The sequence below is a fragment of the Exiguobacterium sp. s39 genome, from assembly GCF_018618925.1.
GTDB lineage: Bacteria > Bacillota > Bacilli > Exiguobacteriales > Exiguobacteriaceae > Exiguobacterium_A > Exiguobacterium_A abrahamii.
This window is the reverse complement of record NZ_JACSNA010000001.1, coordinates 161,926-187,409: the sequence shown is the minus strand read 5'-3', so window position 1 is coordinate 187,409 and position 25,484 is coordinate 161,926. Positions and strand designations below refer to the sequence as shown.

Genomic DNA, 25,484 nt, shown 5'->3' with positions numbered 1-25,484 from the left:
CTTTATGAGTTATTCGACTGGTGCTCCTAGAATCGGTAGACGCCAGTCTGCATCAAACGCACCCGAACGTAACATATCGATTTCTTGTTTATACGGTGCCACTTTTTTCTTTGGATCGAGACCAATGTATGGCGTCTCTAAGATTTTCGGTAAATGTGCCAGAGCAGGATGATGCACGACACGATGTAAGGCATCAAATCCAATCTCACCAAAACCAATATTTTCATGACGGTCCTTTCGAGCACCACGGATATTCTTTGAGTCATTCACATGGATGACACCAAGACGATCCAGTCCAACGATCCGGTCGAATTGTTCAAGAACACCATCTAAGTCGTGCACGATATCGTATCCTGCATCATGCACGTGACATGTATCGAGACAGACGGACAGACGATCATGATGTGTGACGCCTTCGATGATTTGAGCAAGTTCCTCGAAGGTTTTTCCGATTTCCGATCCTTTTCCAGCCATCGTCTCAAGCGCGATCTTGACCTGTTCGTCACCTGTCAGTACTTCATTGAGTCCTTCGACAATCCGTTTGATTCCAATTTCTTCCCCAGCACCTACATGCGCACCAGGATGTAATACGATGTGTTGCGCCTTTTCAAGCGCTTCTGCTCGTTTAATTTCTGCTGCTAAAAACGAAACGGCGAGTTCGAATGTCTCAGGTTTCGTCGTATTCCCTAAGTTGATGATATACGGCGCATGCACGACGATTTCCTCTATTCCATTAGCACTCATATGTTGCAATGCTTCTTGAATCCGTAACTCTTCCATCGGCTTACGGCGTGTATTTTGAGGTGCTCCTGTATAGACCATCATCGTCGTTGCACCGTAAGATGCCGCTTCCTCACTTGCACCTAACAGCATTTTTTTCCCCGAAACGGAGACGTGTGAACCTATTTTCATATTCTTTTCCACCTTTCTCTTTTTACAGTGTACCAAATCTTAAAAACAACAAGACACCCGAAAAATGTTTTTTCATTTCACGGGTGTCATCAATGGAATTATTTTGATTTGCGTGCGTTTTCTTTACGTTGCGCGCGACCGACACCACGTTGTTCTTTGATGCGTTCACGTTTTGCTGTTTCTTTCAACTTATATTGATGCTTCTTCTTATAACCTGGTTTAACGCGCTTTTTCGCTTTTGCTGCTTCACCCGACAGACGACTATGCGCTGTCTTCGAGACAGCAGTTTTCATGTGCGGCTTCGCACGACGACGTTCTTTGACCTCGACGATTTGACTGCCTTTGACATCAACGTTCGTGAATTGAATGCCACGGTCCTCTAAGCGGTTGATCATACCGTTCTCGTGATCTTCAAACAATGTGTATGCCAATCCATCTTGATCGACGCGACCTGTCCGACCGACACGGTGGACGTAGAAGTCTAAATCTTTTGGAATACCATGGTTGATGACGTGTGAGACACCTGAAATATCAATTCCGCGTGCTGCAAGATCCGTCACGATGACGTATTGATACTTCGCATCGTTGATTTCTTTGATGGCTTGTTTACGACGACGTGCCGGAAGATCTCCGTGAAGGGAACCAACGTTCAGTCCTGCTTCTAGGAACAAAGCTTCGACTTCGATTGCTTCTGCTTTTGTATTCGTAAAGATTAGACAGATATACGGATTCAGCGCTTTCGCGACTTTCAACGTCAATTGTGAGCGCTCACGATGCTTGACCGGAATCGTATGGTGAACGATTTTCTTCGCTGTCTGTTGTTTTGGATCCACATGCGCATAACGCGGGTTGTTCATGTATTTTTTCAAGAACGGTTGCAATTTCTCAGGAATCGTTGCTGAGAAGACCATCATCTGAAGCTGTTCTGGAAGAGCTTGCGCAATCCGGTCAACTTCTGGCAAGAAGCCCATGTCGAGCATTTGATCCGCTTCATCGATAACGTAGTGCTTCACGAAATGTGGTTTTAAAGCCTGTTCTTTGAATAGGTCTAAAATACGTCCCGGTGTTCCGATAACGATTTGAGGTGAGACTTTCACACGACCGATTTGACGTTCGCGATCCATTCCACCTGTAATAAGACTCGTCTTGATGAAGTCTGGTTCCTTCACGAGTAACGATTTCAGTTCTTCATGAATTTGCCAAGCAAGTTCGCGCGTTGGAGCAACGATGATTGCTTGTAATTCTTGAAGCTTTGGATCGACGTTTTGAACGATTGGAAGAAGGAACGATAACGTTTTTCCTGTTCCTGTTTGTGATTGACCGATGATATCGCGTCCCTTTACTGCAGCTGGGATGATCCGCGACTGAATGTCGGTCGGTTTTGTGATGCGGGCGTCATCGAGTGCTTCGATGACGAACGGGTGTAATTGATAATGGCTGAATCCATTCATGAATTGACACCGTCCTTTCCTTATTTGCTGAGGCTTCTGCCTCTCGATTAGTTCAACATGGTTATGGGTCTACTACCGTCATACAGATAGGAGTACGTATAAAAACGAGTTGGAATCTTTTTGTTTTTCGTATGAAGCTTCAATGCACTGAAGGCGACTTTCATCATCTCATCAGCACTCTGGACGACCGTCGCATCCATCGATTTCATGTCAACAGCTTCTAATATAGCACGATTCCCGTCTATGCCGACAATTATTTTTCCTTTGATACCTGCTTTTTTCAATGCTTCGAGGACACCTAGCGCAATATCGTCATTGTGACAATAGATGGCATCAAACGGAATTCCCGACTCAATCACCTGTGTCATGACCTGTTCTGAAGTGACGGGGTCGTAATCCCCATTTACGGATTCGACGATTTCAAGTTCCGGCTCACGCTCAAGACCAGTCAAAAATCCCCGGTGTCGTTCATTCGTCGTATTGACGTTTGCCGTACCCGCGACTTCAATGATGTCGGCCGTAGCTCGTCCCGTCTGCTTGATGCGTTCGTGTTTGATGAATGAGGCAAGCTGTTCCCCGATCAATTGGTTATTCGAGGTAATCGAACTGACGACTGCATCGGAGCGAATCAATCGATCGATCGCGAAGACCGGAATCCCAGCACGAGCTGCCTCTTCTAACGTACTAGCAATATAGACATCATCAAGCGTCGTCACGAAGATTGCATCTACCTTCATTCGAATGAACTCTTGAATTTGCTCGCGTTCATTGATGCGTGAATTATGAGACGTCGCGACGACTGCTTCGTATTTATTTAGTTTGGCTTGTGTCTTGAACGCATCGACGAGCCGTTGCGCAAATTCATGTTTATCATTGACGATCGTGAAGCCGACGAGATGACGGCGTGGACTCGGATCCGGATTGACGAATAAATTGGAAATGAACAAAACGGATGAAATCCAAACAATCAGGACGAATAACCAGGCCTTATTGAATTTCATTCCGTTTGCTCCTTTCGAGGTAAGTGGACTTGAATCGTCGTACCGACACCCGGCTTACTATCAAAGATCATCTTGCCTTTATGATCACGAACGATTTGTTTCGACATGAAGAGTCCAAGTCCATTGCCATCGACTTTTGATGTCTTGAACGCTTGACCGACATGATCAATCTGATTTCCATCCATCCCTACCCCATTATCCTGAACAATGAAGACGACTTCTTCTGGATAAACGTGGACATGCAGATGACAGATTCCATCCGGTCCTTTAAACGCGACAGCTTGAAGGGCATTTCGAACACAGTTTGCTAAAATCTGCAAAATCCCCTCTTCTGATGCATAAATCTTTGGCATGAAGGACGGTGTATAAATCTTGCAGTCCGCTTCGTAATGATGAGCTTCCGCTTCTAAGATATATGTCAGCTTCTTCATTAAATCATTCATATCAATCGTCGTTTTTTGAAGTGCGTTGTTTTCGCCTTTCGATAAATCAAGCATCGTTTGAATCATGCCATTTGCTCGATCCAGTTCCGATAAGGCGAGAATCAACATTTCTGGATCACGATCCTTTTCTGCTGCTAACAACTGTAACGTCATCTTGACTGGCGTTAGTGGATTGCGGATTTCGTGGGCAATTCCTGCTGCTAGTTGACCGAGTGATGCTAATTTTTCTTGATGTAACATCGTTTGTTGTTGACTCAACTGCTCAAGGCGCGCATTTTCCATCCGTTGAGCGTACTCGTTATAGGCAGCAACGAGTGTCTTGACTTCGTTTGATCCGGCACGCTCGAGAACAATCGGTTTGGGTGAGGTGCTTTTCTCGATCTTCTTCACAAGTTCAAGCATCGGTGCTGTCAATTGTTTTGACATCAAATAGCCGACGATCAGACTGAGGACGAGCGTCAAGGCAGCGATGATCAAATACTGTTGCCGTGTCGTGTAGACTGGTTCATAAAAGACGCTTCGTGGCGTTCGAACGAGAATCTTCCAATCCGTCACCTTCAAATCTTTCGCGAAGTAATACATGTCTTGGTTCGTACTAAAAATCTCAGAAGGTTCTACCGACTGAAACGCACGTTCAATGACACTTTTCGATAATAAGCGTTCTTCATCCGGTACTAGATTACTAGATGTGGCTAACAATTCTTTTTTACTATTGAATAGGTAGGCGATCGTCTGATCGTCAAATGATTCAAGCGAATTCCGAAAAACGATCGAGTTCATGACACTTAACCCACCACCAAAGACACCGACGCGTTCATTGCCGTCTCGAACCGGAACGAACATATAGGTGACAGCATCTGATTCCATCGTATACAGCTTACTCATATGAAAGTCCGTACTCGTCAACGTTTGCAAGAATTCATCGTCTTTTAGGATCGTACTGTTTTCTATACGTCGATCCTCACTTGAGAACCAAGTGACTTGCTTCGTCTGTCGATCAAAGTAGAAGAAACTCTTAAATCCTGTATCGATGTCTAATAGATTCGATTCTTCAATTTTTTGTTTCAGCTTGTCGGGGTTTTTGACATTCAACTGCAAGCTCATGATCTCTTCATGCAGATTCCCGACATTGTCGCGAATCGCATTTCCTGAGACCTCGACACTCTTCTCGCTCTGTTTCTCTGTTTGTTGCTCGACGCGGGAAATCGTGACCCGGTCCGCAGTGAAGGCAAGCGCTGAAATGACAAGACAAATCAGGATGAATAAGACGGCGGTGATTTGAAAAAAATACGACCGCATCATTTTCTTAGACTCCATCCCTTCGCCTCCCTTTTGAATAATTGACAACTTCATTAGTATAGCATGTTCTGTGGATGAAACAGACTCCTCTATTTTCATTCAGCTTCAATCAATGGTACACTCTAACTAATCATTCTTTTTCACAAAGGGAGAATCCATAACTATGCTAGTAAAAAAAATCAGCCCCCGCGGCTATTGTTACGGTGTCGTCGATGCAATGAAACTTGCACAACAAGCGGCATTGAATAAAGACTTGCCACGTCCGATCCATATTTTAGGGATGATCGTCCACAACGCTCACGTGACACGTGAGTTCGAAAATATGGGTGTCATCACTGTCGATGGTCCCGATCGCCTCGAAGCGTTAGAGACGATTCAAGAGGGTACTGTCATCTTTACCGCACACGGCATCTCACCTGCAGTTTATGCACGTGCTGCTGAGAAGAACTTACATGTCGTCGATGCAACATGTCCTGACGTGACGCGTACGCACGATTTGATTCGTCAAGTCGTCGCGGATGATTATGAAGTCATCTACGTCGGCAAACACGGACACCCGGAACCTGAAGGTGCAGTCGGTGTAGCACCAGAGCATGTGCACCTCATCGAAAAAGTCGAAGATATCGATGAACTCCCGCCACAGCTTGCCCACAAAAAAATCATCGTCACGAATCAGACGACGATGAGCCAATGGGATGTCCAAGCTTTGATGGAACACGTTCGTAAAAAATATCCGCATGTAGAAGTACACAATGAAATCTGTAACGCAACACAAGTCCGGCAAGAAGCGGTGGCTGATCAAGCAGGAGATTGCGATCTCGTCATCGTCGTCGGTGATCCGCGTTCGAACAACTCGAATCGCCTAGCACAGGTATCCTTCGATATCGCAGGAACTCCAGCGCATCGGATTGGTGATTTAACGGAACTTGATTTGACTTGGCTTGAGGGTGTGACTCAAGTTGGTGTCACATCAGGTGCATCAACGCCAACACCAATCACGAAAAAGGTCATTGATTTCCTCCAACAATATGATCCTGCTGATATCAGTACGCATGACAAGACACCATTCCTTGAATTACGACGCATCTTGCCTAAAGTTAAAGTACTTTAATCATTACAATCGATACAGCAAAACCGAGTCGCGATCCTCATTCGCGACTCGGTTTTTTTGTTATGGAATATGACGATATCATCGACGTATTTCATTCGATTCATCATAAAAACTGAAACGGATTCGTATTCGCTGTTGAAATCAGCAGCTCGACATCGATTTTTTTCTGTTCGAATCGACGCTTCAATTCGTTGACGACGCCTTCCTTCATAACCGACTCCACATGATGTCCCGGATCGACGACTGCTAGTCCAAGTGCCATCGCATCATGCGCCACATGGAAATAGAGATCCCCTGTCACAAGGACATCTGCTCCCGCAAATGCTGCAGTCGAGACGTACTTATTGCCGTCACCACCAAGTACTGCTACTTTTTGGATGTGGCGTGATTCGTCTCCGACGAAGCGTAAGTTTTGTACACCAAACGCATCGCGAACATGCTCTGCAAATTCCCGCAACGTCATTGCTTCCGGTAACCGACCAATCCGTCCAAGACCAAGTGATGTTGCCGGACGTTCTTGACGAATGAGATCATAGGCGACTTCCTCATATGGATGAGCCTGTTTCATCGCTCGAATGACTTGTTTCTGATTCAGTTCCGTGACGATCGTCTCGATTCGGACTTCTGAAACGCGTTCGAGTCGTCCTGCTTCACCGATATACGGGGTAGCTTCCGTCAACGGTCGGAATTGACCCGTTCCATTGACGTGGAATTGACAATCACTGTAGTCTCCTTCTTTTCCTGCTCCCGCTTGTGCAAGGGCTGTTGAAACATGCTCTACAGCCTCAGTCGGTACGAAGACACTTAGTTTATATTGTGTGTTTTCAAATGTCGGAGCTAGTACTTCACAAGACTCAAGACCAAGCGCATCTGCCATCCAGTCATTGACCCCGCCTGGTGTCACGTCAAGGTTCGTATGCGCAGCATACACCGCAATATCGTGTTTGATACATTTTGTGACGATCCGTCCTGTTGCAGAACGATCCGTCACATTTGCTAACTTACTAAAAATCGGTGGATGATGCGCGATAATGAGATCGACCTTCTTTTCAATTGCTTCATCGACGACAGACTCCAAGACATCAAGTGTCACGAGCACACGTTTGACGTCCTTGTTCAATGTTCCGATTTGTAGACCAATCGGATCACCTTCGAGTGCGAATTTTTTCGGAGCAAATGCTTCAAACTGCTCAATGATATGGTTCCCATTCGCCATTAGTTCGTCACCTCTTCCATCTTTTGAATCAATCGTTCGATGGCTTCGATTTTTTCAGATAAAACCTCCGTTGCTTGCCCTTGTTTCATCTGAGCTAAGATATACTCTCGCTTTTGTTTTTCAATCTGCCATTTTTCAATGAATTCTGGTGCACGTTCCCGCATTAACTGTGGTCCAAAGAACAATTCCCACTGACGTGTTGTTTCGTCCTCTGAGTAAAGTGTTTCATCTCCACGTTCTGCAACGAGAATTTCATAGATCTTTCCGTTCTCCTCGACAATGGCTTCAGACAATAACGCATATGAATTCGTCAGCAACCACTTCCGAACATCGACTGCATCGACATTCGGTTGAAGAATCAAGCGTTCCTCACCTGACAACCGATCTTTTCCTTCCTCAAGGATAGAGGCAATCAGCGTTCCGCCCATTCCCGCAATCGTAATCGCCGTTGCTTCGCCCGGTTTCAAAACCGATAAGCCACTTCCTAAACGGACATCAATCTGTGATTCAAGACCAACAAGCGCCACTTGTCCTTTTGCCGCTTCCATCGGTCCCTCATTCACCTCTCCTGCAATCGCACGCTCGATTTTCTTTTGTTGTACACAAAAACAAGGTACGAATGCATGATCTGATCCAATATCTGCGAGGATCGCTCCTTGTGGAATATACGACACGACTTTTTGGAGTCGTTGATCCAATACGACGTTCATTTGCATCATCTTCATCCTTCCTATTTTCCGAAAAACTCTCTTTTAAAAATAGCGGATTTACGCTAAAAAAGATACCATACACCACAAAAAAACATCCATCTCGTAACGAGATAGATGTCCTTGTTCTTATTTCTTAGCAGCTAACCATTTGGCTAGAACAGCTGCTTCTTCGTCATTCGCAAGACCGCCAGGCATTTGCCCTTTACCGTTCATTGCGATGTCTTTAATTTCATCTTCTTTCAGCTTCGCGCCGATCTTTGTTAAGTTCGGACCTGTTCCGCCTTCTAAGTTTCCACCGTGACATCCTGTACATCCTTTAGATGCAAATAAGTCTTCCGGCTTCATTTCTGCAGTTGACGGCCCTTTGCGAGCTTCCTTCACCTGATCGACCCCAAAGTAAGACAATGAAATCATAGCGATGATGGCGATGACTGCGATCGCCGCGAACGGTACTAATGGATTACGCATTTGGATTCCCCCCATATTCTATACCCAACCAAGTTGGTGACTGAATGGTATTCCCCGTTACTATTCTACTGTAAAAAAAACAGGGAAGGAAGAAAAAAACGAAACTTTTTTCTTCCTTCCCACTAAAATTTCATATATTCTTCACACTTTGAATTAATCGAGGAAATCTTTTAAACGTTTTGAACGACTCGGGTGACGTAACTTCCGAAGTGCTTTTGCTTCGATTTGACGAATCCGCTCACGTGTAACGCCAAATACTTTTCCGACTTCTTCAAGTGTCCGTGTCCGACCATCGTCAAGACCAAAACGAAGACGAAGGACGTTTTCTTCACGATCCGTCAGTGTATCTAACACATCTTCGAGTTGTTCTTTCAAGAGTTCGTATGCTGCAGCATCTTGTGGTGCCGTCGCATCTTGGTCCTCGATGAAATCTCCGAGATGTGAATCGTCCTCTTCCCCGATTGGAGTTTCAAGAGAAACCGGCTCTTGCGCAATTTTCAGGATTTCACGGACTTTTTCCGGCGTGATTTCCATCTCTTTCGAAATTTCTTCCGGTGATGGTTCACGTCCGAGATCTTGCAAGAGTTGACGCTGGACACGAATCAATTTATTGATCGTCTCAACCATGTGAACCGGAATTCGGATTGTCCGCGCTTGGTCAGCAATCGCACGTGTGATTGCCTGACGAATCCACCATGTTGCATACGTCGAGAATTTATATCCCTTCGTATAGTCGAATTTTTCGACCGCTTTGATCAGACCCATGTTGCCTTCTTGAATCAAATCAAGGAACAACATACCGCGTCCGACATAACGCTTCGCAATCGAAACGACGAGACGTAAGTTTGCTTCCGCCAATCGTTTTTTTGCTTCTTCATCGTTTTGCTCGATTCGTTTAGCGAGTTCGACTTCGTCTTCTGCATTCAACAGATCAACGCGGCCGATTTCTTTTAGATACATCCGGACAGGGTCATTGATCTTGACACCAGGAGGAACAGACAAATCGTTTAGATCCGCCTCTTCTTTTTCGTCCCCTGTGCCGTCATTGTTGACCTTGATACCTTCTGTTTCAAGCAATTGAAGGAATTCCTCGAATTGCTGAGCATCCATTGATTCGAACGAACTTAGTTTGTCTTCGATCTTTTGGTGTGACAATTCACCATTTTTATGTCCGAGCGCGATGAGTTCCTCTTTCGCGAGACGGAGTAATTCAGCTTCTGATCTTGCTTTTTCTGCCATCGAACCATACACTCCTTCCACATCATGCAGCAGGTCATCGATCTTTTAAACGACGCTTCCGTTCTATGATCGCCTGCATCAGCTCCGCTTGAGCACGGATATCTGTTTGTTGATTCAATCGTGACTTTTCTTCTTCTAACAACCGACGTTGCTGTTCATTTTGGACGGCACGAATGTAGTGACTGAGTAAATCAGGATCATACTCAGGCATCAGCATGAACTCTAAATCCGCTACGATTCGTTGCAAAGAAGCGTCGTGCAACATCGTCAAAAAACGATCAGGACTTCCTTGCGTACCTGTTCCGTAAAATTCATATAGCTTGCCGGCAATCAATTGGTGTGCCGGATCATTGAATTGGACACCTAGTTGCTCTCGCACTTCAAGACATACTTCTTCTGAACGGATCATGTAGGCAAGCAAGAAGCGTTCTGCCTTTTTCCAGTTCGCGAACGTTCGGTCAGGAGGTGCTGTCGGTAGAGCAGTTGGGCGATCGGAAACGATTTGTTCTCTCTTCGGTTGTTGGACGGTTGGACGCACTTGTGCGATCAAGGAGTCTTTCGAGAGTTTAAATTCCTCAGAAAGTTTTCCTAAATAAATGTCCCGTAACAACGGATTGGATGTTCGACCAATCTCTTCAAGCATAGTTTCAATATATCGAACGCGTTCTCCTTCTAATCGCAAGTTTTTTCCTTGTCGAAAATAAAAAGATTTGAATTCAAGACTTGAAACCCGTTCTTGTTCGATCCAGTGTAAAAACGTCTCTTCGCCCTGATTCCCAATGAAGGAATCCGGGTCTTCGCCATCCGGTAAACGGATGACGGAACAGTCGACGGCAACGGCTTCAAGCAATTGTAGGGCTTTTAACGTCGCAGCGCGTCCTGCCTTGTCTCCGTCATAACAAATAATGACTTCATCGACGATACGTGCTAGGTTTTGGGCATGAACCGGTGTTAAGGCTGTTCCTAAAGAGGCTACCGTATAAGGTATACCCGCTTGAGCGACACGCACAACATCAAGATTCCCCTCAACGAGGACGACTTGTTTGATTTTGCGCATCGCCCCTCGTGCTTGAGCGAATCCGAATAACAGTTCACTTTTATTGAACAAAGGTGTTTCCGCTGTATTGACATACTTCGGATCACGACCATCAATCGAACGTCCACTAAATCCGACGATCGTGCCATCACGATCGGAGATAGGAAATACGACTCGACCGTTGAATCGATCTCGATAATCGCCATCGCGTCCGATTGAAATCAATCCCGCTTCGACCATCTCATCTAAATCAAACCCACGCCGTGCCAAGGAATCCACTGTAAAACGATCTTGATCCGGTGCATACCCGAGTCGGAACTCACGCATCGCACCCTCACGGATACCACGATTCTCTAAATAGATTCGTCCCGCGTCGCCTGCTTCCGTTTGAATCAACACTTCATGATACAACTCGGTGACGATCCGATGTGCCTCGCGCATCCGGAACTTCTTTTCCTGTTCGGGTGTCGATTCCGATTGTTCGAATCGATCCGGCTCCAGTTCTGGAAGTGTGACATCGCTGCGATCAGCTAATTTAGAGACGGCTTCCTTGAAACTCATTCCTTCTGTTTCCATGACGAAAGTGATCGCGTTTCCACCTGCACCACATCCAAAACAGTAGTACATCCCTTTATCAGGAGAAACAGAAAAGGAAGGTGATTTCTCAGAATGAAACGGGCAAAGCCCTGAATATCGATTCCCTTGTTTTTTTAATTCTACACGTTCTGAAATCAATTCGACGATGTCCGTTGCTTGGCGGACCTGATCGACGATTTCATCAGGAATTCGCTTCATTCCGTCCTCTCCCCTTTCCTTGAGAACTTATCCTTACATGACCATACCCGCAATGAAACGGAACGATGACTCGTTCCGTTTCATTAGAAAAAGGGCATTATCTCATTTATCAGCTAAACAAGTATACTATGTTCCTGACTGCTTGACTAGTCATGCGCTTTCCCGGAAATTCCAGTCAAAATCAGGTTTGCCGTTTCCTCGACTGCTTTATTCGTCACGTCGATGACTTGGCAACCGATTCGTTCGTATAAATTCCGTGCGTATTCGAGTTCCCGGTTGATTCGGTCCATCTGCGCATATGCTGCTTCTGGTTTGAGTCCTAATGAACGCAAGCGTTCCATTCGGATGTCGATCAACTTTTCCGGTGAGATGAGTAGTCCAAAACATTTTTCTTTTGGAATGTCGAATAGCTCCGCTGGCGGGATCGATTCAGGTACGAGTGGTACGTTCGCTACTTTATATCGCTTTAAAGCCAGATACTGCGAAAGTGGTGTCTTTGATGTACGCGACACCCCGATCAAGACGATATCCGCACGTTTGATACCTTTTGGATCACGTCCATCGTCATACTTGACAGCAAACTCAACCGCTTCGATTTTTCGGAAATATTCTTCATCTAAGCGATAGATTAAACCTGGCTCTTCCTTCGGTTGCATCTGCAAGCGATCTTCCATCGTGTCAAGCAATGGACCAAGTAGATCAATCGCTTTTACACCGTGGGCACGCGCTGTATCTGCAAGCAGACGACGATGGGTCGCATGAACGATCGTAAAAGCAATCGTCGCTTGTTCTTCTTTCGCATGAAGAACCAAGTCATAAATGACTTGATCATCATCGACGAACGGAATGCGGACCGTCTCGATGGCTTGTTCCGGGAATTGGATTGCAGCTGCGCGGACGACGAGTTCACACGTCTCTCCGACAGAGTCACTCACGACATAAATCCGTTGACGCATCAGGAACCCTCCTTAAATTTCTTCATCACGTGCTAAAGCGACCAACACTTTCGTCATGTTCGTCTTCGTCATTCGACCCACGACTTTCAAGACGCCGTTCTCCTCTTCGACGACTGGCATTGAATCAATCTGCTTTTCGATCAGTTTCATACCGGCACCAATCAACGTCTCCGATTTTTCACAGACCGTCAAATTCGGCATCCGTGTCATGATGATATTGACCGGTAACGAGTCTAACTCTTGATTACCGATTGCCGCACGTAGAAAATCCTTACGTGACAACACACCGACCAACGCATGGTCCTTACTGACGACGAACAGCGAACCTACATCTTCAAGGAATAAGTGAACGATCGCATCGTATACGGTCATCCCTTCATGAATGACCTTTGCCGACGACATGAATTCGCCGACGGTCAAGGTGTCGAGTTTCTCATGAAGCATGGACGCATTTTTCTTTCCAACGTACATATAGCCGACACGTGGACGCGCTTCTAGCATGCCGGTCATCGTTAAAATCGACAAATCGGGTCGTAACGTCGCCCGTGTCAAGGAGAGTGCAGAAGCAATCTGCTCTCCCGTGATCGGACCGTTCTCTTTGACGATTTGGAGTATCTTTTTTTGCCGTTCATTTAACTTCATCGGCTCATCCGTCCTTTTTCTTTACGCTAAAGTAAGTGCATTGAACCGGGCGACTGATTCGATGGCTTGCGCAAATCGTTTCATTTCGCTAAGACGGTTCGTGCGGACTGTTTCGTCGTCCGTCATGATCATCGTACCGTCAAAGTATGCTGTGATCGACGGAACGGTTGCCTCAAGTGCCTCAAGCGCTCGTTCATAATCAAGTGACGCGATCGCTTGATCGACCTCTGGTAAGGTCTTCTCAATCGCCTCATGTAACGCGCGTTCCGCATCATTTTCAAAGAGCGCTGGATTAACAGTTGTGACGTCTTCTGCTTTTTTCGAGATGTTTAAGACACGACTGAGTTGTTCGACCGTTTTCTTAAACGATTCTTTTTTCGTCGCACTTTCAAGCATCGCAGCACGCTGCTCATTCGCTTCGACTGTCAACGTATGATCAAGAGCGGCTTCGACGACATCATGACGGAAGTTCATTTCCGATAGACGGTATTTCAAGCGTTGTGCAAAGAAGTCTTGTAATGCAGCTTGAACTTCTTCGGCATCCTTCGCGTAAAGACCTGCTGCCACCTGTTCTGAAACGACGAAAGCAATCAGTTCAGTCAATGTCAGATTCAACTTACGATCTGATAAAATCTGAACAATCCCTTGTGCTTGACGACGCAATGCATACGGATCCGCTGATCCACTTGGAATCATACCGACACCAAAGAATCCAGCGACGCTGTCCATCTTATCGAGAATCGCATAGAGTGTTCCTGTCGGTGTCTCCGGACTTGCATCCCCCGCGAAGCGTGGCATGTAATGTTCACGAATCGCAGCCGCGACTTCTGGATCCTCATTCTTCATGTTCGCATACCGCTCACCCATCAGACCTTGTAATTCTGTGAATTCATAGACCATTTGACTGACGAGATCGAATTTATAGATTTGTCCTGCACGTTCAACACGTGTTTTGTCCGCACCGACACGATCTGCAAGTGCGAGCGCCATCTGACGGACGCGACGGACTTTTTCGCCTGTCGTTCCTAATTTTTCATGGAAGACGATTTTATCAAGGCGTTTCGCCTGTTCATCGATATCTGCTTTTTTATCTTCTTCATAGAAGAACTGCGCATCGGCTAAACGGGCACGGATGACTTTTTCGTTTCCGCGTGCGACGTTTTCAAGATGTGTTGCGTTTCCGTTTCGTACCGTGACGAAATAGTGGAGCAACGCACCGTCACGTTTGACCGGGAAGTAACGTTGGTGTTCTTTCATCGTCGTGATCAAGACTTCTTCTGGTAACTCAAGATACGCTTCATCGAATGCACCGAACAAGGCTGTCGGATACTCGACGAGGTTCGTGACTTCTTCAAGTAAAGACGCATCAATCGGCACTTCGAATTGTTCGCGTGCCGCAAGCGCTGCGATTTGTTCTTCGATCAATTGACGACGTGCTTCATAACTGACGATGACGTTTTCTCCTGCGAGCGCTTCAACATAAGCGTTCGGACGCAGGATCGTGATGTCCTGCCCGAGGAAACGATGTCCACGTGATGTCCGACCTGTTTCAACGGATGCGACTTCAAACGGGATGACTTGATCGTCAAGCAGGGCAATCAACCAACGAATCGGACGCATGTAACGTAACGATTGTGTGCTCCAACGCATGTTTTTCGGGAATGTCATCGCTTCGACGACTTGTTTTAGTCCAGGAAGTAGATCGGCTGTCGCTTGTCCGACTTCCTTACGTGTCGCATAGAGATACTCGACTCCTTTTTCTTCTCCAAGGAAGAGATCGTCCGTCGTTAACCCTTTACCACGCGCGAACCCTTCGGCTGCTTTCGTCCAGTTCCCTGCTTCGTCCATCGCGATACGTTTTGCTGGTCCTTTTAATGTCTCTTCGAGGTCACTTTGACGTGCTGCGAGACCTTTGACATACACTGCAAGACGACGTGGTGTCGAGAAGGATTCGACGCTCGCGAACTCAATCCGAGCTTCTTCAAGGAAACGCGTCACGCGTTCCTTGAGTTGTGTTTCGGATTGAAGGACGAATCGAGCCGGCATCTCTTCTAAACCGATTTCAAGTAATAATTCATGCATGTGACTCACCTGCTTTCGACTTGATCAATGGGAAGCCAAGACGTTCCCGTTCTTCGATGAAACTTTGCGCACAACGGCGCGACATGTTCCGGACACGATGGATGAATCCTGTCCGTTCCGTGACAGAAATCGCACCCTTCGCGTCGAGAAGGTTAAAGGTATGCGAACATTTCAAGATGTAATCATACGCTGGGAAAACGAGATTCTCGTCCAAGGCACGATTCGCTTCTTTTTCATATTGATCGAACAACGTGAAGAGTAAGGCGACATCTGATGTTTCAAACGTATACTTCGAATGTTCGAACTCCGGTTGATAGAAGATATCACCGTATTTGAAGCCATCCGTCCAAACGAGATCAAAGACACTCTCGACGTCTTGAATGTACGACGCGAGACGCTCGATTCCGTAAGTGATCTCTACTGCGATCGGATTACACTCGATTCCACCGACTTGTTGGAAATACGTGAATTGCGTGATTTCCATCCCGTTCAGCCATACTTCCCAGCCGAGACCTGCAGCACCGAATGTCGGGTTCTCCCAGTTATCCTCTACGAAACGAATATCATGTTCGAGTGGGTTGATACCGAGCAACTCGAGACTTTGTAAGTACAATTCCTGAATGTTGTCAGGTGATGGTTTCATGATGACTTGGAATTGATGGTGTTGATACAGACGGTTCGGATTTTCCCCGTAACGACCGTCAGCCGGACGGCGTGATGGTTCTGTATAACAAACGTTCCATGGTTCTGGTCCGAGACTCCGTAAGAACGTCATCGGATTCATCGTACCGGCTCCTTTTTCTACGTCGTATGCTTGCATCGTCAAGCAGCCTTGTTCTGCCCAAAATTTTTGTAATGTCAAGATCATGTCTTGTACTGTCATCTTCACGACTTTCACCTCCGAAATGATTAAGGAACGCAAAAAACGCCCCTATGTACAACAATCGTTGCACATAGGGACGAGACAAGCCCGCGGTTCCACCCTACTTGCATGCATCGCATGCCACTCTTTTTGACAAAGAACACTCCGAAACGCCATTCGCGCCCCTCTCACTCCCAGCTCGCACCACCCTGGAATCGCTTGATTGAGAAAAAGACGGTACTCCTTTTCGTCATCGTGTTCATTTAGTTGCTTCTACCGCATTTATTCTACCGAACCCGCTTGTTGCTGTCAATCGTTGCCGAAATCAATCAACTGGTCGAGGACACGTTTTGAACGCAGGCGTAACCCGCTGTAGCGTTCCATATAAGCATCCATGATTTGACGCAATAGACGCTTCGTTTCCGGCTTCACCGTCACGGTCCCGATCCGCGAAAAATCGTAGACAGAAAACACGTAGAGCATCTTCGCGACTGCTTCTGACATGAAGACAGCATGTTCATCCTCATGGCGATGCCGGCGACAGAGTAGACCGCCGTGGTGTAACGAAAAAGCAAACGGTGCTTCAGCACTCCCGCAAATCGTACAGCCGTTCAAGTGTGGCGCAATCCCTAGATGACGCAACAGGCGCAACTCGATGATGAAGGAGACGACGTCGGGATCGAGTCCTTCATCCATCGCCTCCAGTCCTTCGACGAACAAATCATAGAGTGCCGGTTGCGGCACACGTTCATCAAGCGCTTTATCTGCAAGCTCCAGTAGATACATCGCATACGCCATCAAGACGACATCTTGCCGGATATGCGCATGACTCGTGATGACGTCTGCCGATTTCAACTGACCGAGACCACGTGACCTTGGATAGATATAGACGGCTCGAACGAAAGGCTGGCTTGCCGCGTTAAAACGACTACCCGGCTTCTTCGCTCCTCGCGCCATGACGGCGAGCTTGCCGTATTCACGTGTCAGTAGCGTGACGATTTTATTCGATTCACCGTATACGACCGTTCGTAGTACAAGCCCTTCCGCCTTATCGATCATCGCTTAGTACTCGTCATCGCGGAAGCCAAGTTCACGCAATTGACCGGCCTTGTTGCGCCAATCTTTTTGGACTTTAACCCACAAGTTCAGGTAAACTTTCGTTCCGAGTAACATCTCGATGTCCGTTCGTGCTTCAGAGCCGATTTCTTTTAGAAGTGCTCCGCGTTTACCGATGATGATTCCTTTTTGGGAATCGCGCTCGATCAAGATCGTCGCATGGACATCGACCATGTTTCCATTCTCACGCGTCTTGATTTGATCAATCGCGACTGCGATCGAGTGTGGTACTTCATCGCGTGTCTTTTGCAGGACTTTCTCACGGATCATCTCTGAGATGATGAAACGCTCCGGATGGTCAGTGACTTGATCCGCCGGGTAATACATTGGTCCTTCCGGTAAGATCTTCGCGATTTCTTCAAGTAACGGTCCGACGTTGTTACCTTGTAACGCAGAGATTGGAACGACTGCCGCAAACTCAAGCTCATTTTTATATGACTCGATGATTGGCGGAATATCATTCGGATGAATCAAGTCGACCTTATTCATGACGAGGATGATGGGGGTATCGAGTTCCTTCAATTTTTCAATGATGAAATCGTCACCTTTTCCTTTTGGTTCCGTCACGTTGACCATGAACAAAATCGCATCAACTTCACGCAATGCGTTCGTCGCGACCTTCATCATGAAGTCGCCGAGTTTATGTTTTGGTTTGTGAATCCCTGGTGTATCGATGAAAATCGTCTGAACGTCTTCTGTCGTATAGACACCTTGGATCTTGTTTCGCGTCGTTTGTGGCTTATCAGACATGATGGCAATCTTTTGTCCGATGACACGGTTGAGGAATGTCGATTTTCCGACGTTCGGGCGTCCGATGATCGAGACAAAGCCCGATTTGAATCCTTCTTTAAACATGTAAATCCCCTTTCGTGAATGCTCCTGGTAAGAGGGCACCCACTGTTGTTTCTGTGACATCCCCTTTAAGGTTCGTCAAATAGATTGGCATATCCGCATCACACATCTCTGATAACACTTGGCGGCATTGTCCGCATGGTGCGACCGGTCCTTCCGTGTCCGCAACGACAGCCATCGCTGCATACTCACGCGCATCCTGTGCCCACGCAGAAAAGATTGCTGTCCGTTCTGCACAGTTACAAAGACCATATGCAGCGTTTTCAATATTGCAGCCATGGAAGACTTGTCCGTCTTTTGTTAGTAAAGCAGCACCGACTTGGAATTTCGAATATGGAACATACGCTTTTTCGCGTGCACGTTTAGCTTGTTCGAGTAATTGTTCTGTTTTCATGTGAATATCCCCTTCTTAGGAACGGTATTGGCCAAAAAGGCCGGATTCTTATTGTACCAAATATGGGATGAAGATGCATAGTGCAATTGCAATAGATGTAAGCGCCAACACAAGAACAGCTCCACTTGCAATATCCTTGACTGCTTTTGCCAGCGGATGCCATTCCTGCGTCACGAGATCAACGACGCGCTCAAACGCTGTATTGAACATCTCAGCACTGATGACGATCCCGACCGTCAAGAAGAGAATTGCTCGCTCGACAGACGTCAATGGTAATAGAAAGGCGACAAGTAACACGATGGCACCAACTGTCACATGAACTTTCATATGCCGTTCCTCTCGAATCGATTGGCGCAATCCGTTCATGGCATGCCGAAAGGGTTGCCACCAGCTTTTCACAATGTGCCCCGATATAACTCGAAGTGATGCAGGATTTCCTCCTGTCGCTTCGTCATGACTTCCTCATCTGCTTTTTCAATGTGATCGTATCCGAGTAAATGGAGAAAACCATGGACAGCGAGGAAACCGAGCTCTCGCTCAAAATGATTGCCATACTCTGCCGCTTGTTCACGGCATCGTTCCACGGAAATGATCAAATCGCCAAGGACGATTGGTTCATCTTCGAGCAATCCAAAATCGATCTCATCTTCTCCGAGTTCTTCCATCGCAAAGGAAATGACGTCCGTCGTCTGATCCTTTCCACGCCATTCACGATTGATTTCTTGAATCTCATCGTTTGAGACGAAAGTCACGGACAACTCACTATTTGAATCGACTTCTTCTTGTTCTGCCGTGTAAATCAAAATCGATTCGACAAGCTGTCGTTGTTCTTCCGTTAGACGATTATTTTCGTCTGTCATATAAATATTCATGTCGTTGCCTCTTTCTTTAATTCTGGATACTCGATTCGTTCATGGAACAAACCGGATAAAGTATGACACGCACTTTCACCGACGCGATAAATCTCACGTGTCGTAATGTCACATTCCGCAAATTGGTCATCCATCATCTTTTCACGAATGATTTTCGCGACTAAGTCCCGAATTCCTTCTTCTGAAGGAGCTTTCATCGAACGAACAGCCGCTTCAATCGAGTCAACGATCATGATGACCGCCGCTTCACGAGTTTGTGGTTTCGGACCTGTGTAACGGAACGTCTCTTCGTCGACCTCACCTTGTTCTGCTGCTTTGACATAAAAATAGCGAAGCAGAGAGGTTCCATGATGCTGACGGCAAATATCGATGATCGCTGCAGGAAGTTTTGCGTCTTCGAGTAATTCAACGCCATCCTCGGTATGTGCCAAGATGACACGTGCCGACTCTTCCGGTGTCAATCGATCATGGGGATTACGTCCATGCTGGTTTTCAATGAAATAAAGTGGCCGTCGTGTTTTCCCTAAATCATGATAGTAGGCTCCGACTCGTGCAAGCAACCCATCTGCTCCGATTGCTTCACAGGCTGTTTCTGCTAGGTTCGCGACCATCATACTATGATGGTACGTTCCAGGTGCTTCAACTAATAGTTTTTTGAGTAACGGATGTGTTGGGTTCAACAGTTCGAGTAGGCGGGTCGGTGCTAAAATACCGAACGTCATTTCAAGAAACGGCAATAGTCCAATTGCTAGGACGGCACTCAATATACCACTCGCAATCGCAAAACCGATTAAAATCAGCGTTTCTCGCAGTTCGAACGTACCACTTCGTAACAGGACGAATGCTAAGAAAATCGCGATGTTTGCTCCGGCAATCGAAATACTGCTCATGAAAATACGACGACGCGACAAACTAGATTGTAGGAAAAATGTTGCGACTAACCCACCAACCAACAAATAGATTGCGATATTGAAGCTGAAGTTTTGATTCGCACTATAGAAGAACGTTCCCGCAAGCGCCGTGAACAGAGAGCTTGATAAGGCAATCCGTTCGTTCAATAAATTGCGCAGGACGAGCGCAGCAAAAGCCGTCGGCGTGAGTAAGTAAAATGCTGGATTGATGTCGTCTGCTAAGAACGCCATACCATACATGACGAGTAATTGTAGACTGACGACGAGATAGACAAGCCCAAATAAACGAATCCGCCCCATTTGAGCGTATCGCAGTTTCGAACGGTGAATAAAGCCAAATAAAAAGGCAGTCATCAACGCACTGATCAGCATCGCACCGAGTAACGGTTTCAACGACTGTCGATCAGAAATCAATCCGACGAGTTGTAGCTGACGATAGGCATCTTGTGAAATCACTTCGCCTCGTTTGACGATCACTTCACCTTCTGAAATGATAACCGGTTCGACTTTATCACTCGTCTGTTTACGGAGCTGTTCCGTTTTTTCCGGATCATAGACGTAGTTCGTCACGATCAGTTGATCGGTCAACGCTTTAGCGACTGCTTTTAGTGAAAAGGAGAGTGGCGAACGTTCGATATCCGTCCGCGCATTCTCACGTGCTTCCGCTACTTCACCACCATCGGACGAGATGCGTTGACGCATCGCTTCTTCAATCGCTGTAATGACGACGTCACGTGTCGTATTCCGCAGTGCTGTCGTCGACGTCACAAGCAAGCGTAACTCATCATCCTTCAACAGTGTCGCTGCCTCCGTTCCACGCAGACGCTGTTTGATTTTACCGATCTCATTTGTTTTTTTAATACCGGACAAACTCGCAAAAAGTTGTTCGACTTTATCAATTTGTTGTGCTGCATACTCTTGTTTGATCGTATACTGACTCTCGATTGCAGCAACCGAATTTTCCTTGATTTGATTTGTTGCGACCCGGTCCTCCATCGTCAAGGGTGACCGGATATCTTCTTCTGCAATTGAGAATGGTTCTGCGGACAAGGCTTCTGGTCGAACGCTGACATACATCATCGTCGATACGATGAGATAGAATACTACTGTCAAAAGACCAACCCAGACCCCAACCTTGCGCATATCATCTCCCCCTTTTCCCTCTTTTTCCGTAACGGCTTAGGTCAAATCCTGACTATAAGCATCAACGATTTTCCGGACAAGTGGGTGACGTACGACATCAGCTGAGCCAAAGTGCTCAAAATGAATCCCTTTGACATTACCGAGCAAATGTAACGCTTCTTGTAGACCAGATGTTTTTCCACGCGGAAGATCGACTTGTGTTAAATCGCCCGTAACAATCATCTTCGAATGGAATCCGAGACGCGTCAGGAACATCTTCATTTGTTCCCGTGTCGTATTTTGCGCTTCATCGAGAATGACAAAAGCATGTTCAAGCGTCCGTCCTCGCATGTAAGCAAGCGGTGCGATTTCGATGACACCACGTTCAAGCAGACGAGCCGTATGTTCGACACCAAGCACGTCATGTAGCGCATCGTACAGAGGACGTAGATAGGGATCGACTTTTTCTTTAAGATCCCCTGGAAGGAATCCTAGATTTTCTCCTGCTTCTACTGCCGGACGCGTCAGGACGAGTCGTTTGACGTGACCTTCTTTTAACGCTTTTGCCGCCATCACGACAGCAAGATACGTTTTTCCGGTTCCCGCTGGCCCAATACCAAATGTCAAATCACAGCGGTCGATTCCCCGAACGTAACGTGCTTGACCGAGTGTCTTTGCACGAAGTGGTTTTCCTTTATGATTCGTATGAATGACCGTATCGTAAAGTTCTAGCAGTTCATCCACACGATCTTGACGTGCGAGTTGAATGGCGCTCGTCGCGTCACGCTCTGTTAAAACAGCACCACGATTCACAAGTTGTTTCAAGACGCCTACGACCTGTCCTGCTAAGATCACAGACTGCTCCTGTTCGGATTGTGCCAACAGCTCATCTCCTCGATGCGTCAGCTGAACGTCAAGTTCTGCTTCCATCGTACGTAAGACTGCATCATTCGGACCGACGAATGCTTGAATCTGTTCTGAATTCGAAAATGCAAATGGGATTCTTTCGTTGAATATCACGTTGTGAATGGCCTCCTAGTCATGGATAACAAGTTGTCATCGCTTCATATCTAATCTCTTCCACTTTAGCACTTCCGCCGAAAAGATGGAAAGAAAAACCCGTTCCCACCTTTTAGGAAATAAAAAGAGTCAATCCTACGCGTTTCGTAGGATCGACTCACTATACAAATATTAGCGTTTGCGCTTGGAAACAGGCGCACCAAGAACTTCACTCCAAACGATGGCACGTCGCATTTCATCTTGTGAAATCGTCGTTGCCGATGCTGAACGACTCGACGATCCAATGGCACCGTCTGCTACGCTATCTTTGATTTCGCCAATCGTCGACGAGGACATCCCTTTTTTCGAATGTTGCTTTTGACGTTGGTCCAAACGTTGTTGCAATTCCGTTCGTTCATGAACGGGTCGCGCTTTTGTTTGCGTTACCCCCGGTTGTTTCTTCGCGGGTGCTTTTTTACGAACGACAGGTGGAGGTACCGTCTCTTGTCGCGCCGTATCGACCTGTTCGGTTATTTGTTTCACATAGTCGCCGAACTCCTTTGAAGGTGTCCGGTTCGTCTGCTTCGGCTTTTTATCCGCTGCTTTTGAGATGACGGAGATGACACCGAATGCGATCATCAATCCGACCCATATGATATCCATACCGTCTCACCCTTTATTGTGAGTCATTTGGTGATGATTGCCCACCGATTGCTTGACGCATTTTCGTATCTGCCGTCACGTTCAAGTAGTTTGCATAATCCATGACGCCAAAGTTACCGTCACGCATCGCTTCAGCGATAGCAAGCGGCACTTCCGCTTCAGCAGCGACAACCTTCGCACGCATCTCTTCAACACGTGATTTCATCTCTTGTTCACTTGCGATCGCCATTGCGCGACGTTCTTCCGCTTTTGCTTGCGCAATGTTCTTATCTGCTTCTGCTTGATCCGTCTGCAGAACCGCACCGATATTCTTACCGATATCAATGTCCGCGATATCAATCGAGAGAATCTCGAACGCCGTACCCGAATCGAGTCCTTTTGCAAGAACCGTCCGTGAGATCATCTCTGGATTCTCAAGTACTTCTTTTTGGTCATTACACGAACCAATTGTTGAGATGACACCCTCACCAACACGTGCGATGACCGTTTCTTCCCCAGCACCACCGACGAGACGATCGATGTTCGCACGTACCGTGATCCGGGCTTTCGCTTTTACTTCAATCCCGTTCATCGCCACACCGGCGATGAATGGTGTTTCGATGACTTTCGGGTTAACCGACATTTGAACAGCTTCCAAAACGTTACGACCAGCAAGATCAATCGCCGCTGCACGTTCGAAACTCAACTCGATATTCGCACGGTGTGCTGCAATCAAGGCATTGACGACGCGGTCAACGTTACCACCGGCAAGGAAGTGACTTTCGAGTTGGTTCGTATTCAGGTTCAATCCTGCTTTAACCGCTTTGATCAACGGATTGACGATCTTAGACGGTGTTACTCGACGAAGACGCATCCCGACTAATGTAAAGATCGATACGCGCACTCCCGCTGCGAGCGAGCTAATCCAAAGTGGAATCGGAACGAGCGTGAAGAAGATGGCGAGGAAAATTAAAATTCCTCCGGATATGAGTAATACAGTCAATAATTCAGGTGTCATGTGTGGGACTCCTCCTTCGTATGTTGGACTCTAACAATGACGCGTCCATGCGTCACTTCTTTTACGACGATCGTTTCCCCCGCTTGAATGAAGGTCCCTTCCGTAACGGCATCGATTCGATTTCCGTCGATTTCAATTGTTCCTGACGGACGGAGAGGTGTCAGACTAACTCCTTCTTGTCCTAACAATTGCACTTTGTCTTGATGAGAAAGATAGCCTTTTTCAGACGATGTGGAATCTGTCAAAATCAAACCTCTCCATAATAAGGATTGATTCGATTTAATTCTGCGATATGCCCAGTATCCGGCCGCAAGTGATAGAAATACAGCAAGTCCAATCGCTATGCCTACTTGACCAACTGTAGCACCTGCCATGATCAGACTAGCAAGGACAGCGCCGATTCCGAGGACTCCAAAGATTCCGAACCCTGTGACGAATATTTCGACCAGTAACATGAGGACCCCGATCATGAAGACCGCCAAAATCATCCCTAAGCTAAACGTCATGCGTACGTTCACCCCTTTTCATTCGTGTCAGAAGCTGCTTCTTTTGCACTTTGATTCGTTACTATAATTATATACGCTTTCAAAACAAAAAGGTTTCATGACTATTCTGAATTCATCAAGAAACTTTTAATTGTGACAGGAACGACAAAAAAAGGTGTCCCGAAGGACACCTTTTCCATGTATTAAGCGAGCCGTTGTTTGACGAGTCGATTAATTAATGCACCGTCTGCCTTGCCTTTAAGCTGTGGCATGACGATACCCATTACTTTCCCCATATCTGAAGGAGCAGAGGCACCCGTCTGCGCAATAGCTGCGTCGACGATTTCCTGTACTTCTTCCTCGGAAAGCTGTTTTGGCATATAAGCTTCGAGCACGACAATCTCTGCTTGAATTTTCTCGACGAGATCGTGACGACCAGCGCTTTCGAATTCTCGGAGGGAGTCGTTGCGCTGCTTCATTTCACGTGAAAGAATCGTTAATTCTTCCTCGTCCGTCAATTCTTGCTTACCGAGTTTGATCGTTTCATTTTGCAGCGATGATTTCACCATCCGAATCGTCGTAAGACGATCTTTTTCACGTAGACGCATGGCTTCTTTCATATCCGCTGTCAAACGCTCCTGAAGACTCATGAGGATACACCCTCTCTAACGTTAGAACTTCTTACGCTTACGCGCAGCCTCCGATTTAAGCTTACGTTTTACACTTGGCTTTTCGTAGTGTTTACGTTTACGAACTTCTGCAAGCGTACCATCTTTTGAAACACCACGTTTGAAGCGACGAAGTGCGTCTTCAAGTGATTCATTTTTACGTACACGAGTTTCCACTAGTT

The 25,484-nt window shown here is 46.6% G+C and carries 26 protein-coding genes; 1 reads left to right on the top strand and 25 read right to left on the bottom strand.

Going from position 1 to position 25,484, the window contains the following annotated elements; translation table 11 throughout:
- Positions 1-9 precede the first annotated feature (9 nt).
- The 4 genes from KNQ11_RS00950 to KNQ11_RS00935 all read right to left on the bottom strand — a co-directional run bounded on the left by KNQ11_RS00950 (position 10) and on the right by KNQ11_RS00935 (position 5,124).
- Entirely contained in the window at positions 10-912 is a 903-nt protein-coding gene (locus KNQ11_RS00950) for a deoxyribonuclease IV (RefSeq protein ID WP_058712880.1), read from the bottom strand.
- Positions 913-1,010: 98 nt separating this feature from the next.
- Positions 1,011-2,363, bottom strand: coding sequence for a DEAD/DEAH box helicase (locus KNQ11_RS00945; protein WP_064300313.1), 1,353 nt, complete (start codon positions 2,361-2,363; stop codon positions 1,011-1,013).
- 47 nt (positions 2,364-2,410) lie between these two features.
- Positions 2,411-3,364, bottom strand: coding sequence for a sugar ABC transporter substrate-binding protein (locus tag KNQ11_RS00940; RefSeq protein ID WP_149426948.1), 954 nt, complete (start codon positions 3,362-3,364; stop codon positions 2,411-2,413).
- Positions 3,361-5,124: a two-component system sensor histidine kinase NtrB gene (locus tag KNQ11_RS00935; RefSeq protein ID WP_149426947.1), complete on the bottom strand. Its 1,764-nt coding sequence runs from the start codon at positions 5,122-5,124 to the stop codon at positions 3,361-3,363. The genes KNQ11_RS00940 and KNQ11_RS00935 overlap by 4 nt, the downstream gene beginning before the upstream one ends.
- 145 nt (positions 5,125-5,269) lie before the next feature.
- Between KNQ11_RS00935 and KNQ11_RS00930 the strand changes: the two genes are divergently transcribed.
- Positions 5,270-6,217 carry a 4-hydroxy-3-methylbut-2-enyl diphosphate reductase gene (locus KNQ11_RS00930; protein WP_029341043.1) on the top strand — a complete coding sequence of 316 codons (948 nt, stop codon included), beginning with the start codon at positions 5,270-5,272 and terminating at the stop codon, positions 6,215-6,217.
- A gap of 103 nt (positions 6,218-6,320) precedes the next feature.
- On the opposite strand, the gene KNQ11_RS00925 is transcribed toward KNQ11_RS00930, so the two are convergent.
- The 21 genes from KNQ11_RS00925 to rpsU all read right to left on the bottom strand — a co-directional run bounded on the left by KNQ11_RS00925 (position 6,321) and on the right by rpsU (position 25,479).
- Positions 6,321-7,433 carry a Nif3-like dinuclear metal center hexameric protein gene (locus KNQ11_RS00925; RefSeq protein WP_214769032.1) on the bottom strand — a complete coding sequence of 371 codons (1,113 nt, stop codon included), beginning with the start codon at positions 7,431-7,433 and terminating at the stop codon, positions 6,321-6,323.
- Positions 7,433-8,152 carry a tRNA (adenine(22)-N(1))-methyltransferase gene (locus KNQ11_RS00920; protein ID WP_350464432.1) on the bottom strand — a complete coding sequence of 240 codons (720 nt, stop codon included), beginning with the start codon at positions 8,150-8,152 and terminating at the stop codon, positions 7,433-7,435. Before KNQ11_RS00920 ends, KNQ11_RS00925 begins: the two co-directional genes overlap by 1 nt.
- A gap of 117 nt (positions 8,153-8,269) precedes the next feature.
- The gene (gene cccA, locus KNQ11_RS00915) at positions 8,270-8,611 is read right to left on the bottom strand and encodes a cytochrome c550 (protein ID WP_029341040.1); all 342 of its coding nucleotides are present in this window, start codon (positions 8,609-8,611) and stop codon (positions 8,270-8,272) included.
- Between the two features lie 153 nt (positions 8,612-8,764).
- Positions 8,765-9,850, bottom strand: a complete 1,086-nt coding sequence (rpoD, locus tag KNQ11_RS00910) for an RNA polymerase sigma factor RpoD (protein ID WP_023467512.1) — start codon at positions 9,848-9,850, stop codon at positions 8,765-8,767.
- 34 nt (positions 9,851-9,884) lie between these two features.
- On the bottom strand, positions 9,885-11,681 hold the full coding sequence (gene dnaG / locus KNQ11_RS00905; protein ID WP_214769022.1) for a DNA primase: 1,797 nt from the start codon (positions 11,679-11,681) through the stop codon (positions 9,885-9,887).
- A 146-nt stretch (positions 11,682-11,827) separates the two neighbouring features.
- Complete coding sequence (locus KNQ11_RS00900; RefSeq protein WP_047396410.1) at positions 11,828-12,637, bottom strand: pyruvate, water dikinase regulatory protein; 810 nt, start codon at positions 12,635-12,637, stop codon at positions 11,828-11,830.
- 12 nt (positions 12,638-12,649) lie between these two features.
- Positions 12,650-13,279, bottom strand: coding sequence for a transcriptional regulator CcpN (gene ccpN, locus KNQ11_RS00895; protein WP_035398363.1), 630 nt, complete (start codon positions 13,277-13,279; stop codon positions 12,650-12,652).
- A 21-nt stretch (positions 13,280-13,300) separates the two neighbouring features.
- Entirely contained in the window at positions 13,301-15,361 is a 2,061-nt protein-coding gene (gene glyS, locus KNQ11_RS00890) for a glycine--tRNA ligase subunit beta (RefSeq protein WP_023467506.1), read from the bottom strand.
- Complete coding sequence (gene glyQ / locus KNQ11_RS00885) at positions 15,354-16,244, bottom strand: glycine--tRNA ligase subunit alpha (RefSeq protein ID WP_029341034.1); 891 nt, start codon at positions 16,242-16,244, stop codon at positions 15,354-15,356. Before glyQ ends, glyS begins: the two co-directional genes overlap by 8 nt.
- Positions 16,245-16,532: 288 nt before the next feature.
- On the bottom strand, positions 16,533-17,282 hold the full coding sequence (recO, locus tag KNQ11_RS00880; protein ID WP_023467502.1) for a DNA repair protein RecO: 750 nt from the start codon (positions 17,280-17,282) through the stop codon (positions 16,533-16,535).
- Positions 17,283-17,285: 3 nt separating this feature from the next.
- Complete coding sequence (era, locus tag KNQ11_RS00875) at positions 17,286-18,194, bottom strand: GTPase Era (RefSeq protein ID WP_023467500.1); 909 nt, start codon at positions 18,192-18,194, stop codon at positions 17,286-17,288.
- On the bottom strand, positions 18,187-18,585 hold the full coding sequence (locus KNQ11_RS00870) for a cytidine deaminase (protein WP_023467498.1): 399 nt from the start codon (positions 18,583-18,585) through the stop codon (positions 18,187-18,189). The genes era and KNQ11_RS00870 overlap by 8 nt, the downstream gene beginning before the upstream one ends.
- A 48-nt stretch (positions 18,586-18,633) precedes the next feature.
- Complete coding sequence (locus tag KNQ11_RS00865) at positions 18,634-18,951, bottom strand: diacylglycerol kinase (protein WP_241492327.1); 318 nt, start codon at positions 18,949-18,951, stop codon at positions 18,634-18,636.
- 29 nt (positions 18,952-18,980) lie between these two features.
- Entirely contained in the window at positions 18,981-19,457 is a 477-nt protein-coding gene (ybeY, locus tag KNQ11_RS00860) for an rRNA maturation RNase YbeY (RefSeq protein ID WP_214769020.1), read from the bottom strand.
- Positions 19,454-21,511 carry an HD family phosphohydrolase gene (locus KNQ11_RS00855; protein ID WP_214769007.1) on the bottom strand — a complete coding sequence of 686 codons (2,058 nt, stop codon included), beginning with the start codon at positions 21,509-21,511 and terminating at the stop codon, positions 19,454-19,456. The genes ybeY and KNQ11_RS00855 overlap by 4 nt, the downstream gene beginning before the upstream one ends.
- A gap of 36 nt (positions 21,512-21,547) precedes the next feature.
- Positions 21,548-22,510 carry a PhoH family protein gene (locus tag KNQ11_RS00850; protein ID WP_023467492.1) on the bottom strand — a complete coding sequence of 321 codons (963 nt, stop codon included), beginning with the start codon at positions 22,508-22,510 and terminating at the stop codon, positions 21,548-21,550.
- Positions 22,511-22,681: 171 nt separating this feature from the next.
- Positions 22,682-23,152 carry an MSCRAMM family adhesin SdrC gene (locus KNQ11_RS00845; RefSeq protein ID WP_214769005.1) on the bottom strand — a complete coding sequence of 157 codons (471 nt, stop codon included), beginning with the start codon at positions 23,150-23,152 and terminating at the stop codon, positions 22,682-22,684.
- Between the two features lie 13 nt (positions 23,153-23,165).
- Positions 23,166-24,149, bottom strand: coding sequence for a flotillin-like protein FloA (gene floA, locus KNQ11_RS00840; RefSeq protein WP_023467489.1), 984 nt, complete (start codon positions 24,147-24,149; stop codon positions 23,166-23,168).
- On the bottom strand, positions 24,146-24,667 hold the full coding sequence (locus KNQ11_RS00835; protein ID WP_235147624.1) for an NfeD family protein: 522 nt from the start codon (positions 24,665-24,667) through the stop codon (positions 24,146-24,148). The genes floA and KNQ11_RS00835 overlap by 4 nt, the downstream gene beginning before the upstream one ends.
- A gap of 170 nt (positions 24,668-24,837) precedes the next feature.
- A complete protein-coding gene (locus KNQ11_RS00830) occupies positions 24,838-25,284 on the bottom strand; it encodes a GatB/YqeY domain-containing protein (protein WP_023467485.1) in 447 nt (148 codons plus the stop codon).
- Between the two features lie 21 nt (positions 25,285-25,305).
- On the bottom strand, positions 25,306-25,479 hold the full coding sequence (gene rpsU, locus KNQ11_RS00825; RefSeq protein WP_012369719.1) for a 30S ribosomal protein S21: 174 nt from the start codon (positions 25,477-25,479) through the stop codon (positions 25,306-25,308).
- Between the last annotated feature and the right edge of the window lie 5 nt (positions 25,480-25,484).

Excerpts from the sequence above, each read along its gene's own strand:
- dnaG (WP_214769022.1), bottom strand. The coding sequence starts at position 11,681 with ATGAAGCGAATTCCTGATGAAATCGTCGATCAGGTCCGCCAAGCAACG.
- glyS (WP_023467506.1), bottom strand. The coding sequence starts at position 15,361 with ATGCATGAATTATTACTTGAAATCGGTTTAGAAGAGATGCCGGCTCGA.
- KNQ11_RS00920 (WP_350464432.1), bottom strand. The coding sequence starts at position 8,152 with ATGATGCAAATGAACGTCGTATTGGATCAACGACTCCAAAAAGTCGTG.
- KNQ11_RS00855 (WP_214769007.1), bottom strand. The coding sequence starts at position 21,511 with ATGCGCAAGGTTGGGGTCTGGGTTGGTCTTTTGACAGTAGTATTCTAT.
- KNQ11_RS00870 (WP_023467498.1), bottom strand. The coding sequence starts at position 18,585 with ATGAAAACAGAACAATTACTCGAACAAGCTAAACGTGCACGCGAAAAA.
- glyQ (WP_029341034.1), bottom strand. The coding sequence starts at position 16,244 with ATGACAGTACAAGACATGATCTTGACATTACAAAAATTTTGGGCAGAA.
- era (WP_023467500.1), bottom strand. The coding sequence starts at position 18,194 with ATGTTTAAAGAAGGATTCAAATCGGGCTTTGTCTCGATCATCGGACGC.
- ybeY (WP_214769020.1), bottom strand. The coding sequence starts at position 19,457 with ATGAATATTTATATGACAGACGAAAATAATCGTCTAACGGAAGAACAA.
- recO (WP_023467502.1), bottom strand. The coding sequence starts at position 17,282 with ATGATCGATAAGGCGGAAGGGCTTGTACTACGAACGGTCGTATACGGT.
- KNQ11_RS00950 (WP_058712880.1), bottom strand. The coding sequence starts at position 912 with ATGAAAATAGGTTCACACGTCTCCGTTTCGGGGAAAAAAATGCTGTTA.
- KNQ11_RS00865 (WP_241492327.1), bottom strand. The coding sequence starts at position 18,951 with ATGAACGGATTGCGCCAATCGATTCGAGAGGAACGGCATATGAAAGTT.
- KNQ11_RS00900 (WP_047396410.1), bottom strand. The coding sequence starts at position 12,637 with ATGCGTCAACGGATTTATGTCGTGAGTGACTCTGTCGGAGAGACGTGT.
- ccpN (WP_035398363.1), bottom strand. The coding sequence starts at position 13,279 with ATGAAGTTAAATGAACGGCAAAAAAAGATACTCCAAATCGTCAAAGAG.
- cccA (WP_029341040.1), bottom strand. The coding sequence starts at position 8,611 with ATGCGTAATCCATTAGTACCGTTCGCGGCGATCGCAGTCATCGCCATC.
- KNQ11_RS00930 (WP_029341043.1), top strand. The coding sequence starts at position 5,270 with ATGCTAGTAAAAAAAATCAGCCCCCGCGGCTATTGTTACGGTGTCGTC.
- KNQ11_RS00845 (WP_214769005.1), bottom strand. The coding sequence starts at position 23,152 with ATGGATATCATATGGGTCGGATTGATGATCGCATTCGGTGTCATCTCC.
- KNQ11_RS00830 (WP_023467485.1), bottom strand. The coding sequence starts at position 25,284 with ATGAGTCTTCAGGAGCGTTTGACAGCGGATATGAAAGAAGCCATGCGT.
- floA (WP_023467489.1), bottom strand. The coding sequence starts at position 24,149 with ATGACACCTGAATTATTGACTGTATTACTCATATCCGGAGGAATTTTA.
- rpoD (WP_023467512.1), bottom strand. The coding sequence starts at position 9,850 with ATGGCAGAAAAAGCAAGATCAGAAGCTGAATTACTCCGTCTCGCGAAA.
- KNQ11_RS00935 (WP_149426947.1), bottom strand. The coding sequence starts at position 5,124 with ATGGAGTCTAAGAAAATGATGCGGTCGTATTTTTTTCAAATCACCGCC.
- KNQ11_RS00925 (WP_214769032.1), bottom strand. The coding sequence starts at position 7,433 with ATGGCGAATGGGAACCATATCATTGAGCAGTTTGAAGCATTTGCTCCG.
- KNQ11_RS00940 (WP_149426948.1), bottom strand. The coding sequence starts at position 3,364 with ATGAAATTCAATAAGGCCTGGTTATTCGTCCTGATTGTTTGGATTTCA.
- KNQ11_RS00945 (WP_064300313.1), bottom strand. The coding sequence starts at position 2,363 with ATGAATGGATTCAGCCATTATCAATTACACCCGTTCGTCATCGAAGCA.